We start from the raw sequence: 15,374 nt of genomic DNA on the forward strand, positions 1-15,374 counted from the left end.
GCAAGTCGCCGTCACATGCCAGCGGCGGCAGATCCCTTCAGGACACGTCCGGCCCGTAGGCCGCGGCGATCCGGCCGCCGACAATGCCGCGACCGACTTCGCCCACCGGACGGGTGGTGCGACGCACCGCCTCGCCCTCGACCACGCGCCAAGCGGTACGGTCGGCAAGCAGAGCGGTCAGGACAGCGTGGTTGAGCTTGTGGCCGCCGCGGACCGAGCGGTAGGCGCCAAGCAGCGGCAGACCGGCCAGCGCGAGGTCGCCGATCACGTCCAGCACCTTGTGACGGGCACATTCGTCGGCGTAGCGCAGGCCCTCGGTGTTGAGCAGCCGCTCCTCGTCGAACACGACGGTGTTGTCGAAGGAGGCGCCGAGGGCATAGCCCGCGCTCCAGAGCCGGGCGACGTCGCACATCAGGCCGAAGGTCCGGGCACGGCCGACTTCGCGGCGGAAACGTTCCGGGTTGAGGTCGAGCGCGTAGCTCTGCTGACCAATGACGGGATTGGTGAAATCGATCTCGACCTCGGCGCGGAACCCGTTGGCATAGGGCCGGATCTCACCGAAGGAGTCGCCGATCTTGGCCGAGACCGGCTTCAAAACCTGGATGAAGCGGCGCTGCGCGGACTGGGTGACGATGCCGGCCTGGTCGATGGCGGCAACGAACGCCGCGGCGCTGCCGTCCATGATCGGCACTTCCGGCCCGTCGAGTTCGATCGTGGCGTTGTCCACGCCCATGCCCCGCAGTGCAGCAAGCACATGCTCGGCAGTGGAGACCAGCGGACCGTTACGATCGCCGAGGACGGTGGCAAGGTCGGTCGCGATCACCTGGTCGGCGGTCGCCTGAACTTCGCGGTCACTTCCCTCAAGGCCCGTACGGACAAAAATAAAACCTGCGTCGATAGGCGCAGGCCCAAGCGTGAGAGTGACAGGAAGACCGGAGTGAACGCCGACGCCGACCACGGTGGCTTGCGCACGAAGCGTTGTTTGCCGGCTAAATTTCATCAGGAACCCGCCCCACTACGACCCATTGCGACTTATACTGAACTCGACCGATCCGCCTACGCCGACGTCCGAATCCGTATCCCCAAGTCACGGCAAACCATAGTTGCTGCCTCAAACAGCGCCAACTCACGGTTTTTTACCGATTGTTACCCCAAACCTGCCGTATTCGCGCCAAGGCTTAACCAAATTGCGCCGGGGTTTGGGGCCGCTGCCGACGGGTTTTACTGAACCACCGAATACGTAATTAATGATTTAAAATCAGTTGCTTGACCACGCAATCGTGACCTGCGCGGGACAAAAGGAAAGGCCCCGGCAAGCTTCCCACCGGGGCCCTTTTGCATCTGCCTTATTGTAACAATCCTCAGGTCGCCTGCCGCCGCAGGAAGGCCGGGATATCAAGATGGTCGTCACCCTGTGGTGTCGGCGCAACAGGTGCGGGGCGGCCATGCATGTCGAGGCCCTGCGGCGCGGGACGGCGGGCATACTCCGATACCGGCTCGCTGGCCGCGATCTGCTGCGCCACGCTCTTCTGCGGACGGCGCTCGGGCAGCGGCGGCATGGCGGGACCGGCGGTGCGGGCGGCCACCGGCGGCTCGCTCTCCTCGTCGCGGCGGCCAAGGCCGACATTGGCGAGGCGCTGCAGCAGCGACAGGCGGGTCTTCTGCGGGGTCTCCTCTTCCACCTCGCCGCGCGCCTGGCGAAGCTCAGCCTGGGCCGGAATCGGCAGTTCATCGATGCGCGGCATCCTGGGCGCACGGACCGGCGGACGCTCGGCCTGCGGCGGGATGAAGTTTTCCGGCGTCATCGGCTCCTGCATCGCGACCGGGGCCATGTCGGGCTCCGGGAACAGGGTCGGCTTCTGCGCGATCGGCCGCACGGTGACGTCGCCATAGGTCTGCGGCGCGGGCGCCTGCGGGACCTCGGCAACGGCAGCCGCGATGGCGGCGAGCGCCGCGCGCTCGACGTTCTGGCGCGGCGCGACCGGCGCGGCAGCAACCGGCGCGGCGGCCGGGATCTGCGATTCCAGCTTCTGCGCACGTTCAGCGAGACGCTGGTTGTCAGCGCGCAGACGCGCGGTGAGGTCGGCGAGACGGCTCTCGGCGGCGGCAGCGGGAGCTGCGGGCGCCTGCTGCGCCTGCGGCGCCGCGTTCGCGACCGGCGCGGAGGTCGCCTGGCTGTTGCGGGCGATCGCGGCCTGCTCAATGCCGGTGGCGACGACCGAGACGCGGATCAGGCCGTCGAGCGCTTCGTCGAAGGTGGCGCCGACGATGATGTTGGCGTCCTGGTCGACTTCCTCGCGGATGCGGGTCGCGGCCTCGTCGACCTCGAACAGTGTGAGGTCCTTGCCGCCGGTGATGGAGATGAGGAGGCCCTTGGCGCCCTTCATCGAGCTGTCGTCGATCAGCGGGTTGGCGATCGCGGCCTCGGCGGCGGTCAGCGCGCGCTTGTCGCCGGAAGCTTCGCCGGTGCCCATCATCGCCTTGCCCATCTCGCGCATCACGGCGCGAACGTCGGCGAAGTCGAGGTTGATCAGGCCTTCCTTGACCATCAGGTCGGTGATGCAGGCGACGCCCGAATAGAGCACCTGGTCGGCCATCGCGAAGGCGTCGGCGAAGGTGGTCTTCTCGTTGGCGACCCGGAACAGGTTCTGGTTCGGGATGATCAGAAGCGTGTCCACGACCTTGTGAAGCTCGTTGATGCCGGCTTCAGCGGTGCGCATGCGGCGGCCGCCTTCGAAGTGAAACGGCTTGGTGACGACGCCGACGGTAAGGATGCCCATGTCGCGCGCGGTCTTGGCGATGACGGGTGCAGCGCCGGTGCCGGTGCCGCCGCCCATGCCGGCGGTGACGAACACCATGTTGGCGCCCGAGAGATGGTCGCGCAGCTCGTCGATCACCTCTTCCGCCGCCGCGGCGCCGACGTTCGGCTGCGAACCTGCGCCGAGGCCTTGCGTGACCGCCGTGCCCATCTGCACGATGCGCTGCGCCTTCGACATCGTCAGCGCCTGCGCGTCGGTGTTGGCGACCACGAAGTCGACGCCCTGCAGGCCCGCCGTGATCATGTTGTTGACGGCGTTGCCGCCGGCGCCGCCGACGCCGAACACGGTGATCCGGGGCTTCAGTTCGTGAATATCAGGAACATTGATGCTGATGGTCATGGTTGCCTCTCGATCACGCGCGCGTGGGTTCGCCCCGGCCGGCGGCCGCGGGAGTTGGTGAAAATCGGGAATTGCGGAAAGGAGTCATCAGAAGCCCTCGCGTAGCCATCGTCCCACCTTTCCGAAATAACCGCCGGTCCCTGTCCTGACCTGCTGCCGCGTATGCCGCGGTTCGACATGTTCCTGGTGAACATATTGCGGGTAGACGAGGAGGCCGGCCGGCACCGCGAACGCGGCGTTCTTCGCCTCGTTGGGCAGCCGGCCGAAGCCGAGGGGACGTCCGACCCGCACGGGCCGGCCGAGAATTTGCGTTCCGAGTTCGACAAGACCGGTCAGCTGCGAGGCGCCGCCCGAAAGCACGACGCGGCCGTTGGGCTCTGACGCGAAGGGCGAATCCTTCAGCCGGTCGCGGACCATTTCGAAGATTTCCTCGGCACGGTGCTTGACGATATTGGCGATGGTGGCGCGGGAGACGATCTGCGGCAGATCCTGCTCGTCACCGGCTGTCGGCACAGACATCAGCTCACGCGAGTCCGATCCGCCGGTGATGACGGTCCCGTATAACGTCTTGATTCGCTCGGCATCGGCAATGGTCGCGGAGAGTCCGCGCGCAAGATCCATCGTGATATGTTGCCCGCCGACCGCAAAACCCGCCGCATGCACGAAACGGCCGCCGGAATAGACCGCGATCGTCGTGGTGCCGGCGCCCATTTCGACGACGGCAGCGCCGAGATCGGCTTCGTCGTCCGTCAGCACCGACAATCCGGCGACATAGGGACTCGCCGCCATGGCTTCGACATTGATGTGGCAGCGCTCAACCGCGAGCATCAGGTTCCGCGCCACGGTGGCGTCGCAGGTGACGACGTTCATGTCGACGCCGAACTGGTGCGCGACCATGCCGCGAGGATCGCGGATGCCCTTGACGCCGTCGAGCGTGTAGCCGACCGGAAGCGCGTGCAGCACGGTACGGCCCTCGCCAGTGGCGTGGCGCATGCCGGTGGAGGTGACGCGGCTGACGTCGGCCGGCGTCACGGCGCCGCCGCGGATGTCGGCGGCGGCTTCGACCAACTGGCCGGAGAGCCGGCCGCCCGAGACCGAGAGCAGCACGGACTCGACCCGCACCTTGGCCATCTTCTCCGCCAGCCCGACGGCCTGGCGGACCGCCTGCTCACATTCGGTAAGATCGACCACCGCGCCGGCCTTCATGCCGCGCGACTGGATCTGGCTGTAGCCGATCAGTTCCACCGCGTGGGTGCGGCCGCGCAGCGCATCGCTCGGCGCCGACGGTTTCAGCCGCGCGATCATGCAGGCGATCTTGCTGGTGCCGATGTCGAGACAGGCGACGAGGCCGCCGCGCTTGTGCGGCATCTGGCGCGTCTTCGGCGTCTGGGTGCGATCAAGACCGGTCATGCAGCGTCCCCGGCCTTCTTTTTCTTCTTGTCCTTGAACTGGTCTTCGCGCGCCTTGGCGGCGTCGTCGGACAGCTGCACCACCAGCCGATCCGGCAGGCGCATGTCGACGGCGACGATGTCGCGGGAGAACAGCCTGTCCTCCTTGTCGAGCCTGGACAGCGTCGCAAGCGCATTGCCGACGTCCTGCTCGGGCAGGCGGATGTCGAGGCCGTCCTTCAGCCTCAGGTTCCAGCGCCGCTCGCCGACATAGACCGCAGCCTTGGTCACCGCATTGACCTGCGGATAGCGCGCCAGCAGCGCCAGGAAATCACGAGCCTGGGTATCGGCGCCCTTGCCGACCACGAGCGGCAGCGACAGGAAACGGCGCGAGACATAGGGCTCGAGCACGGCGCCGTCATCGGCGATGACCGAGAGGCGGCCGGCCTCCTGCCACAGCGCGAACGCCTGGCGCTCGGTGATGTCGATCATGAGCCGGCCCGGATACAGCTTCAGCACGGTCGCATCCGCGATCCAGGGATTGGCCTTGAGCTTCTCGCGCACGACGTCGGCATCGAGGAACAGCAGCGAGGAGCGGCCGCTGACGCCGCCGATCGCGAGGATCTCGTCCTGGGTCAGCTGCTTGCGGCCGTTGATCACCACGGAGGTGATGCGGAAGCCGGCGGAATTGGCCATCGCGTTGCGGGCATCGCTGACCGCGGTGATGAAATCCTGGAGATGGCCACCCTTGACGATGCCGAAGCCGCAGCTTCCGAGCAGCAGCAGCGCAGTCATGGCGATCCCGACCCGGCGCGGCGCATAGCGCTCGACCAGAGCGACCACGCGCGGCGGCGGCTCGCGCTCGACGACGGCCTTGGCCCTGGCTTTGGCCTTGATCTTGGCGGCAGCGCGCTTCTCCTCGCGCTTGTCCTGGACCCACTCGCGCAGAAGCACGACCGCTCCGATAGCGGCCGCCTTCAGGTCAGCTTGGGGCCTCAGCGATCTGAAAAGCGACCGGGTGAGGCTTCCTGCTCCATCCATTGCACGAGCTCGTCAATTTGCCCGCGACATCGCGCGGATCCTGGCGAACATGACGTCTCGGTGCCGGGCCGGGTGCTGGTCTTCAGCAGAAGAAGCCTCTCCCCTTCAAAGCGTTCGCTGGAGGTGAACATCACCCGCCACAGCTCACGCGCCGGCAGCCAAAGCGCCATATGCGCCGCCAGCGTTAACCTTCGGATGTCCTGGTAAACAAAAGGTAAACTTCGTTAACGCCGGACGCTTTTTGCCCAGCCATGTGAGGCATTTATGCCGCGATGTCCGGCATTTTACCGGATTTGGGCCCCAAACCGGGCCGTTTCGCCCGCCCGGCCGTTAACCAGTCCTAATTATTTCCGCACGCCCCGCCCGGCGAGCTCGACCAAGCCGCGCAGGAAGTCGACAAATTCGATGCCCTCGGCTTTCAGCGCCTTGGGGTAGAGCGAGGACTTGGTCAGCCCGGGCAGCGTGTTGGTTTCGAGGTAGACGAGGCCCCGCTCCGAGACGATGAAGTCCGAGCGGGAATAGCCGGTGCAGGACATCGCCCGGTGCGCCAGCATCGCCTGCTCCCTCAGCGCGGCGGTGATCTCGGGCGAAAAACGGCCGGGGCAGATCTCCTGGGTCGACTTCAAAAGATATTTTGCGGCGTAGTCGAAATTGCCCTCGCCCGGAATGATCTCGATCGGCGGCAGCGCTATGATCGAGCCATCGGTGCGCTCCAGCACGCCGCAGGTTGCCTCGACGCCGGCGATATAGGGCTCGATCACGTACTCTTCATGCTTGGCGGCATTGCGGACGGCGACGAGATCCTGCTTCGCATTGACGAAAATCAGGCCGTAGCTCGACCCGTCCCGCGCCGGCTTTGCGATAAGCCTGCCATATTCGGCGAAGGCCTCATCGATATTTTCAAGCGCAACGTTGGCCGGCGGCGTGACGCCGCCGAGTGCGGCGAAACGCTTGGCCGCGATCTTGTCGAAGGCGAGATGCGAGGACGCCGAACCCGAGCCAGTGAAGGGCACGCCGCGCGCCTCGCACATCACCTGCAATTCGCCATTCTCCGCGCGTCCGCCATGCAGGCCGAGCACGAGCACGCGATCTTCCGCCTTGGCCTTGTCCAGCGCCTGCGCGAGCGGAATCCCTGACGTGCCCGGCTTGAACTCGTCCTCGAACGGACGGGCATGCTCGAGCAGCTGCTTCGACTGCACCACATGCACCTTGTCCTCGACGTCCCACCACCAGAGATCGGCCTCCGGCAGCGCCTGATGCAGCGCCTGCGCCGAGGCGACCGAAACCAGACGCTCGCGGTTGGAGCCGCCGAAGAGGATGGTGATGCGCATGTTCATAGTCCGCAATCTCTCTCGCTCGTCATTCCGGGGCGCGACGAAGTCGCGAGCCCGGAATCCATTTCGCCACCGTCTCTGCGGCCCGATGGATTCCGGCTTCTCGCTTCGCGAGCCCCGGAATGACGATCGTCATGAAACCCCGATCCGCTTGATTTCCCAGTGCAGCTCAATTCCGGAATTCGCCTTCACGCGCTCGCGCACGGTTTCGCCGAGCGTCTCGATGTCGTGCGCGGTGGCATCGCCGGTGTTGATCAGGAAATTGCAGTGCATCTCGGACACCTGCGCGCCGCCGACGCGCAGGCCGCGGCAGCCGGCGGCATCCACCAGCTTCCAGGCCGAATGGCCGGGCGGATTCTTGAAGGTCGAGCCGCCGGTCTTTTCGCGGATCGGCTGCGCGGTCTCGCGGTGGCTCTGCACCTCGGCCATGCGCGCGCGGATTGCCTCGGTATCCTTGATCTCGCCGCGAAAGCGCGCGGAGGTGAAGATGATGGAGGGATCGACGCCGCTGTTGCGATAGACGAACTTCATGTCGGCGTTGGAGAAGACATGCTTCGTGCCGTCGCGCCCGACACCCCGCGCCTCGATCAGCACATCCTTGGTCTCGCCACCATTGGCGCCGGCATTCATGCGCAGCGCGCCGCCGATGGTGCCGGGAATGCCGAAATAGAATTCGAGCCCGCCGATATTGGCGCTTGCTGCAACCTCCGCCACGCGCTTGTCGAGCGCGGCAGTGCCTGCGGTGACGACGTCGCCAGTCGCGGTCGCCTCGCCGAAGGCGCGCGGTGCAAGCCGGATCACCACGCCGGCAATGCCGCCATCGCGCACGATCAGGTTGGAGCCGACACCGATGACGTAGACGGGGATGTCGGCGGCAAGATGCGCGAGGAAGTAGGCGAGATCGTCCTCGTCCGCCGGCGTGAACAGCACCTGCGCAGGACCGCCGACGCGAAACCAGGTGAGCTCGGCGAGCGACTGGTTGGCCAGCAGCCGGCCACGCAGGTCAGGCATCGCGGCTTTGAGCGAGGGGGTGATATCGGGAAAGCTCATGGTGCGCTGACCGGCATGCGAGCTGGGTTGAGATTGCGTCGCATAACGTTATCCGCCAGCGCCCGGGGCTTACCCCTCTCCCCAACCCTCCCCCGCAAGGGGGGAGGGAGCCTGACCAGCGTGCTCGCCTCACCTGACATCACAGCTGCACTCTGATCCTTTGCAAGAGTCAGGGAGGCACCGGCGGAAGGGTTCCCTCCCCCCTTGCGGGGGAGGGTTAGGGAGAGGGGTAGCCACAACGGCAGTGGTCGACGATGACTCGACATCCGCTCGCCCTACCCCAGCGCCTTCAATTCGCCCGGCAACGCATACGCCCATTGCGTGATGTTGCCGGCGCCGAGGCACACGACGAGATCGCCGGACTTCGCCAATCCCTTGACGATGCCTGCAAGCTCCGTCGCGGCCGGCAGCGGGATCACCTCGCGGTGGCCGTGTGCGCGCAGGCCGGCAACGAAATGATCGCGGTCGATGCCCTCGATCGGCGCTTCGCCGGCGGCATAGACGTCGGCGACAACAACCACGTCCGCGTCGTTGAAGCAGGTGCAGAATTCCTCGAACAGCGATTGCAGGCGGGTGTAGCGATGCGGCTGCACCACGGCGATCACCTTGCCGGTGTAGGAATCGCGCGCCGCTTTCAGCACCGCTGCAATCTCCACGGGGTGATGGCCGTAGTCATCGATCACGGTGACGTCGTTCCATTCGCCGGTCTTGGTGAAGCGGCGCTTGACGCCGCCGAAGCCTGCGATGGCACTGCGAATCTTGTCGTCGGAAACGCCGAGCGCGTGAGCGACTGCAATCGCAGCCGTCGCATTCGAAGCGTTGTGCCGGCCCGGCATCGGCAGCGCGAGATCGGCGATCTCATGCGTGGCGCCGGTCTTGCGGTCGCGGATCACGACCTTGAACTTCGAGCCGCCGCCGCCAGCGGTGAGATCGACGAGCCGCGCGTCAGCCTGCGGATTCTCGCCGTAAGTGATGATGCGGCGATCCTCGATCTTGCCGACGAGGTTTTGCACCACCGGATGGTCGATGCACATCACGGCAAAGCCGTAGAACGGCAGGTTCTCGACGAAATGCCGGAACGCGTCCTGCACGGCATCAAACGTCTTGAAGTGATCGAGGTGCTCGGGATCGACATTGGTGACGATCGCCACGTCCGTCGGCAGCTTCAGGAACGTGCCGTCGCTCTCGTCCGCTTCCACCACCATCCAGTCGCCGGCACCTAACCGCGCGTTGGAGCCGTAGGCGTTGATGATGCCGCCATTGATCACGGTGGGATCGAGCCCGCCGGCATCGAGCAGCGTTGCGACCATCGTGGTCGTCGTGGTCTTGCCATGGGTGCCGGCGATGGCGACGCAGCTCTTCAGCCGCATCAGCTCGGCCAGCATCTCGGCGCGCCGCACCACGGGAATGCGGCGTTCGCGCGCCGCCACCAATTCCGGATTGTCGCGCTTGATCGCGGTCGAGACTACGACGACCTCGGCACCGTCGACATTCTCGGCCTTGTGGCCGACCGAGACCTTTGCGCCCTTCTTGCGCAGACGGTCGAGATTGTAATTGTCGGCGGCATCCGAGCCCTGCACGGCGTAGCCGAGATTGACCAGCACCTCGGCGATACCGCTCATGCCGATCCCGCCGATCCCGACGAAGTGGATGGGTCCGATCTCGCGCGGCAGTCTCATGCTCTGTTCCCTGACCTTGCCGCCGGAAAGGCGGCATCTGGCGAAGGTCACGGCCAAATCAGCCGCGCGCCCTGCCTACTGGATGCCCCGCTTTGGAAGGCCATGACAAGGGCTTTTTCGCGTCAGATTCCCGCAACCTTGACCACCAGATCAGCCAGCCGCTCGGCGGCATCGAGCCGCCCTGCCCCCTTCGCGGCCGCGGCCATGGCGGCGAGGCGTGCGGGTTCGGCGGCGAAGCCGGAGATTTCGGCGGCGAGGCGGTCGGAGGTGAACTCGGTCTGCGGGATGCGGATGGCGCCGTCGACCTTGGCCAGCACGCCGGCATTGGCGAACTGGTCCTGGTCGATCGAGCCCGGCAGCGGCACCAGGATCGAGGGCCGTCCGATTGCGGCAAGCTCGGCGACGGTGCCGGCGCCGGAGCGCGACACGATCAGATGATTGGAGGCGAGCCGCGCCGGCAAGTCGGTGAAGAACGGCGCGAGCTCGAACTTGATCTTGAGCTTGTCGTACACGGCGCGGACACGCGCCATGTCCTCATCGCGCACCTGCTGGGTGAGGATGAGACGACTCCACAGCGCAGGCTCGAGCCGCTCGATCGCGCCGGGGACGATATCGGCCATGATGCGCGCGCCCTGGCTGCCGCCGACGACGAGCAGGCGCAGCGGTCCGCTCACCTCAGGCGCTGCATAAGGCACGGCAGCCGCTGCGAGCACCGCGGGCCGCATCGGCGTGCCGACCGTCGTGGTCTTGCCTGACAGCGCCGGATCGCGATCGAGCACGCCGGGCAAGGATGTCGCGATGGCACGGACGCGGCTCGACAGGAAGCGGTTGGCGCGACCGAGCACCGCATTGGCGTCGTGGATGATGCCGGGCACGCCGGCGAATTTTGCCGCGACCAGCGGCGGCAGCGTCGGATAGCCGCCGAAGCCGACGACGGCGGCCGGCTTCAATCGCTTGATCAAGCTGTAGGCGGAGAACGTGCCGACGGCGAGCGTGAGGCCGGCATAAGCGAGCTGGAGCGGATTACGGCCGCGCGCGGTCTCGCTGGAGACGACGTCGATCATGTCCTTGCTGAACAGCCCGCTGTAGCGCAGCGCGCGCTCGTCGGTGACGAGGCGGACGCGAAAGCCGCGCCGGATCAATTCGACGCCGAGCGCCTCGGCCGGAAACAGATGGCCGCCGGTGCCGCCCGCGGCGAGAAGAATCAGGGGGGAGGTGTCCATGGTGAGCGTATTTACAGGGAAAGAGCGGCTATTGCGAGCCAACTACCGGAGGCTCGTGCCCCGGGCGCAGCGCAGTGCGCCGCACTTCGCGGCGTAGTGCGCTGCTGAACCGGGGCCCATGCGCGCGGCATTCTGGGTCCCGGCTCTGCGCTTCGCTTGTCCGGGACACGAGAGCGGCTACGCGTAGCTCCGCATCGCCTCGGCGTGGCCGCTGGCCTCGACCTCGGTGCGTGGGCGCAGGCGCGTCAGCGCCAGCATCATGCCGACGCCATAGGCGAGCGACACGATCGAGGAGCCGCCATAGGAGATGAACGGTAGCGTCATGCCCTTGGCGGGGATGAGCTGCAGGTTGACCGACATGTTGATCGCCGCCTGCACGCCGAACAGGATCGCAAGGCCCGAGGCCGCGAAGCGCGAGAACATGTCCTCATTGGCGTAGGCGCGCGACAGCGTACGGATGACGACGAAGGCGAACAGCGCCAGCATGGCGAGGCACAGGACGATGCCGAACTCTTCGGCGGCGACCGCGAACACGAAGTCGGTGTGGCTGTCCGGCAGGCTGCGTTTCGCAATGCCCTCACCCGGCCCGAGGCCGAGCCAGCCGCCGTTGTAGAACGCCTCCATGGCGGTATCGACCTGGAAGGTGTCGCCCGACGCCGGATTCATGAAGCGCTTGATGCGGCCCGCAACGTGCGGGACGAACAGATAGGCGCTGAACAGGCCGGCGGCGGCGGCGCCTGCGAGACCGAACACCCAGATCATGCGCATGCCCGCGATGAAGAACAGCGAGCCCCACACCATCAGGATCAGCATGGTCTGACCGAAGTCCGGCTCCATCACCAGCAGCGAGACCAGCATCAGAAGCAGCACCAGCGCCATCGAGGTCGCCGGCATCTCCGGCCGCTTGGTCGATTCCGCGAACAGCCAGGCCGCGATGACGACGAAGGACGGCTTTGCGATTTCGGAGGCCTGGATGTTGACGCCAAGCAACGTGATCCAGCGCCGCGAGCCCTTCACCTCGGGGCCGATGGCGAGCGTCACCACGATCAGGATGATGCTGACGGTGAAGATGATCAGCGCCGAGCGGCGGATCGCGCGCGGCGACAGGAACGACACCCCGAGCAGCACCAGGCAGGACGGGAGAAGGAACATCACGTGGCGGCTGAAGAAATGGAACGGATCGAGCCCGATGCGGGTCGCAACCGGCGGACTCGCCGCCAGCGACAGGATGACGCCGGTGAGCATCAGCGCCAGGATGGCGCCCATCAGCGGCTTGTCGACGGTCCACCACCACTCGGAAAAGGGGGTGCGTTCTTCACGGGAGAGCATGGGCGGCCGCTTTCGGACAGAGGTCCGTCCATTGGTCGCCGAGGTTGGTTACCGGGGGGTTAATGAATCGTGGATGTTTTGAGATAGCCCCTATCTATCATGGCTCCGACTTATCGGGGACATAGACGTGAAACTCCAGCGAGATCCGCAGGCGCGTCAACGCCAGCAGCAAATCGTTGCCAAGCAGCTCGCCGGAATGCTCGTCAAGGAACCAGCCGACAGCAAGACTGACCGTACCGCCCGTGGATGACAGCCTCCGTAGAACCGCTCCATGAGGTGTGAATCGCTTCAGTGCGATCTCGATCTGCTTCGCCAATGATTTTCGCGACGATGGAAGTTCAATTGAACAGTAAGAGCTGTTGCACTTGCCGCCAAGCAGACTTCCCTTCGGCGTCCGTCGTTCATCCCCCTTCTTCCAAATTCGGTTTGGCTCCAATCCGAGAGCCTTACACACATCCGAAAGATCGCGAGTTGGGTGCGTCAGCTTGAGAGAGAGCTGCGCCCGATACCGGTTCATGATCACACCACCGGCTTCACACCCGGCAGCGCCTGCACCAGCTCGCGGAATTTTGCGCCGCGGATCTCGAAGTTGCGGTACTGGTCGAAGGAGGCGCAGGCGGGCGACAGCAGCACCACCGCATCCGTATGCCCCGACGCCTCCGCATCGCGCGCGGCGTGCTCGACGGCGACGTCGAGGGTCTGGCTGATCTCGTGCGGGGCCGTGCCCAGCGTTCCCGAAAACTCCTGCGCGGCTTCGCCGATCAGATAGGCCTTGCGGATGCGCGGGAAGAAACCCGTGAGACTCGTGATGCCGCCCGCCTTTGGCTTGCCGCCGGCGATCCAGAAGATATCGGCGAACGACGACAGCGCATGCGCGGTGGCGTCCGCGTTGGTGCCCTTGGAGTCGTTGACGAACAGCACGTTGCCGCGCCGGCCGACCTGCTCCATGCGATGCGCTAGGCCCGGAAAGCTGCGCAAGCCGTTCTGCAGCACATCCTGGCTGATGCCCATCGCGAGTGCGGCGGCGGCGGCACAGGCCGCATTCTGCGCGTTGTGCAGGCCACGCAGCGAGCCGATGCCGCCGAGCGCGGCGACCTCGCTGCGGGCACCACCCGAGGCACGCACGATATTGCCGTGCTCGAAATAAATGCCGGAGGCCAGCGGATTCTTGACCGAGATGCGCACGACGTTCTTGCCGGCGCGGTCAAGCCGGTCGGCGACATCGCGGCAATAGCCGTCATCGACGCCGACGATCGAGGTGCCGCCAGCCTGCACGCCGGCAACGAGTCGCTCCTTCACCGCGGCATAATGCGTGATCGTGCCGTGCCGGTCGATATGGTCCTCGCTGACGTTGAGCAGGATGCCTACGGAGGGATCGAGCGAGGGCGTGAGGTCGATCTGGTAGGAGGACATCTCGATGACGTGGACGCGGCCCATGCGCGGCGGCTCCAGCGACAGGATCGCGGTGCCGATATTGCCGCCCATCTGGGTGTCGTAGCCGGCGACCTTGGTCAGATGCGCGATCAGCGCCGTCGTCGTCGACTTGCCATTGGTGCCGGTGATGGCGACGAACGGCGCATCCGGCGCGTGGCGCCGGCGCTCGCGGCAGAACAGCTCGATGTCGCCGATAACCTCGACGCCGGCCTCTCGCGCCTTCAGCACGCTCCAGTGCGGCACCGGATGGGTGAGCGGCACGCCGGGCGCGAGCACGAGGGCTGCGAAATTCGCCCAGGACACGTTGCGCAAATCCGCGGTGATGAAGCCGGCTTGCGCGGCCTTGGCGACGTTCTCGGCATTGTCGTCGGCGGCGACCACCTCGGCACCGCCCGCTTTCAAAGCATGGCAGGAGGCGAGCCCCGAGCCGCCGAGGCCGAACACCGCGACCGTCTTGCCGGCGAAGGATGTGACCGGGATCATCGCGGACCCGTCAGCGCAGCTTCAGCGTCGAGAGGCCGGCGAGCGCCAGCATCACCGAGATGATCCAGAAGCGAATCACGATCTGCGGCTCGGTCCAGCCGAGCTGCTCGAAATGATGATGGATCGGCGCCATGCGGAAGATGCGCTTGCCCGTGAGCTTGAACGACACCACCTGTACGATGACGGAGACCGCCTCCAGCACGAACAGGCCACCGATCACCGCGAGCACGATCTCGTGCTTCACCGCGACCGCGATGGCACCCAGCATGCCGCCGAGCGCGAGTGAGCCGGTGTCGCCCATGAAGATCGAGGCCGGCGGCGCGTTGAACCAGAGGAAGCCGAGGCCGGCGCCCAATAGCGCGCCGCAGAGCACTGCGAGCTCGCCGGTGCCGGCGACATATTTGATCTGGAGATAATCGGCGAACACGGCGTTGCCGGCGAGATAGGCGATCATCGCAAAGCTCGCGGTCGCGATCATCACGGGCACGATGGCAAGGCCGTCGAGGCCGTCGGTGAGGTTCACCGCGTTGCCGGCGCCGACGATGACGAAGGCGCCGAAGACGACGAAGAACCAGCCGAAATGCAGCACCGTGTCCTTCAGGAAGGGAATCGTCAGCGCGGTCGACGCGGGATCGCGGTTCAGCCGCACCAGCGCGTAGCAGGCGACCAGCGCGATCGCCGCCTCGATCAGCAGGCGGAGCTTGCCGCCGAACCCGGTCGTGGTCTGCTTGGTCACCTTGAGATAGTCGTCATAGAAGCCGACGAAGCCGAAGCCGAGCGTCACGGCGAGCACGATCCAGACGTAAGGGTTGAGCGGATTGGCCCACAGCACGGTGCCGACCGTCAGGCCGGACAGGATCATCAGGCCGCCCATGGTGGGCGTGCCCTTCTTGCTGAGATGCGATTGCGGGCCGTCAGCGCGGATCGGCTGGCCCTTGCCCTGGCGGATGCGCAAATGGTCGATGATCCAGGGCCCGAACAGGAACACGAACAGCGCGCCGGTGACGACCGCGCCGCCGGTGCGGAAGGTGATGTAGCGGAAAACGTTCAGGAGGGTACGAAACGCACCCAGGCTCGGAAATGTATTGGAGAGCTCGATCAGCCAGTAAAACATTCAGACGGTCCTATGGCGCCTTTCGCACGTGGCCTTGCCTGGCCCCGGCGTGCTTCATGCGCATTCGCTGGTCTTCTTCATGGGGTCGGGCGACCGACCTCTGGGACAACGGACGGCTTGGTGCCGCGGTGGGATTGGGAA

At 66.0% G+C, this 15,374-nt stretch carries 12 protein-coding genes; all 12 read right to left on the bottom strand.

Translation table 11 applies throughout. The features are described 5' to 3' along the window. Nucleotides 1-37: 37 nt before the first annotated feature. A complete protein-coding gene (gene lpxC / locus JQ635_RS22550; protein ID WP_211411960.1) occupies nucleotides 38-1,000 on the bottom strand; it encodes a UDP-3-O-acyl-N-acetylglucosamine deacetylase in 963 nt (320 codons plus the stop codon). 361 nt (nucleotides 1,001-1,361) lie between these two features. Then, nucleotides 1,362-3,158 carry a cell division protein FtsZ gene (ftsZ, locus tag JQ635_RS22555; RefSeq protein WP_211411961.1) on the bottom strand — a complete coding sequence of 599 codons (1,797 nt, stop codon included), beginning with the start codon at nucleotides 3,156-3,158 and terminating at the stop codon, nucleotides 1,362-1,364. A gap of 87 nt (nucleotides 3,159-3,245) precedes the next feature. Then, on the bottom strand, nucleotides 3,246-4,568 hold the full coding sequence (ftsA, locus tag JQ635_RS22560; RefSeq protein WP_130365013.1) for a cell division protein FtsA: 1,323 nt from the start codon (nucleotides 4,566-4,568) through the stop codon (nucleotides 3,246-3,248). Beyond that, entirely contained in the window at nucleotides 4,565-5,587 is a 1,023-nt protein-coding gene (locus JQ635_RS22565; RefSeq protein WP_211411962.1) for a cell division protein FtsQ/DivIB, read from the bottom strand. The genes ftsA and JQ635_RS22565 overlap by 4 nt, the downstream gene beginning before the upstream one ends. A 344-nt stretch (nucleotides 5,588-5,931) precedes the next feature. After that, entirely contained in the window at nucleotides 5,932-6,918 is a 987-nt protein-coding gene (locus JQ635_RS22570; RefSeq protein ID WP_211411963.1) for a D-alanine--D-alanine ligase family protein, read from the bottom strand. A 135-nt stretch (nucleotides 6,919-7,053) separates the two neighbouring features. Continuing rightward, entirely contained in the window at nucleotides 7,054-7,971 is a 918-nt protein-coding gene (murB, locus tag JQ635_RS22575) for a UDP-N-acetylmuramate dehydrogenase (RefSeq protein WP_211411964.1), read from the bottom strand. Nucleotides 7,972-8,246: 275 nt separating this feature from the next. Further along, nucleotides 8,247-9,650: a UDP-N-acetylmuramate--L-alanine ligase gene (gene murC / locus JQ635_RS22580; RefSeq protein WP_211411965.1), complete on the bottom strand. Its 1,404-nt coding sequence runs from the start codon at nucleotides 9,648-9,650 to the stop codon at nucleotides 8,247-8,249. A gap of 122 nt (nucleotides 9,651-9,772) precedes the next feature. Then, nucleotides 9,773-10,873 carry an undecaprenyldiphospho-muramoylpentapeptide beta-N-acetylglucosaminyltransferase gene (murG, locus tag JQ635_RS22585; RefSeq protein ID WP_211411966.1) on the bottom strand — a complete coding sequence of 367 codons (1,101 nt, stop codon included), beginning with the start codon at nucleotides 10,871-10,873 and terminating at the stop codon, nucleotides 9,773-9,775. Nucleotides 10,874-11,050: 177 nt separating this feature from the next. Continuing rightward, the gene (ftsW, locus tag JQ635_RS22590; protein WP_080139453.1) at nucleotides 11,051-12,202 is read right to left on the bottom strand and encodes a putative lipid II flippase FtsW; all 1,152 of its coding nucleotides are present in this window, start codon (nucleotides 12,200-12,202) and stop codon (nucleotides 11,051-11,053) included. A 97-nt stretch (nucleotides 12,203-12,299) separates the two neighbouring features. Continuing rightward, nucleotides 12,300-12,719, bottom strand: coding sequence for a DUF4279 domain-containing protein (locus JQ635_RS22595; protein ID WP_211411967.1), 420 nt, complete (start codon nucleotides 12,717-12,719; stop codon nucleotides 12,300-12,302). A 2-nt stretch (nucleotides 12,720-12,721) separates the two neighbouring features. Further along, nucleotides 12,722-14,119 (bottom strand): UDP-N-acetylmuramoyl-L-alanine--D-glutamate ligase, encoded by a 1,398-nt coding sequence (gene murD / locus JQ635_RS22600; protein ID WP_211411968.1) that lies wholly within the window; start codon nucleotides 14,117-14,119, stop codon nucleotides 12,722-12,724. Nucleotides 14,120-14,129: 10 nt separating this feature from the next. Continuing rightward, nucleotides 14,130-15,233 (bottom strand): phospho-N-acetylmuramoyl-pentapeptide-transferase, encoded by a 1,104-nt coding sequence (mraY, locus tag JQ635_RS22605; RefSeq protein WP_211411969.1) that lies wholly within the window; start codon nucleotides 15,231-15,233, stop codon nucleotides 14,130-14,132. Nucleotides 15,234-15,374 lie beyond the last annotated feature (141 nt).

This window comes from Bradyrhizobium iriomotense (genome assembly GCF_018130765.1).
Taxonomy (GTDB): Bacteria; Pseudomonadota; Alphaproteobacteria; order Rhizobiales; family Xanthobacteraceae; genus Bradyrhizobium; species Bradyrhizobium iriomotense_A.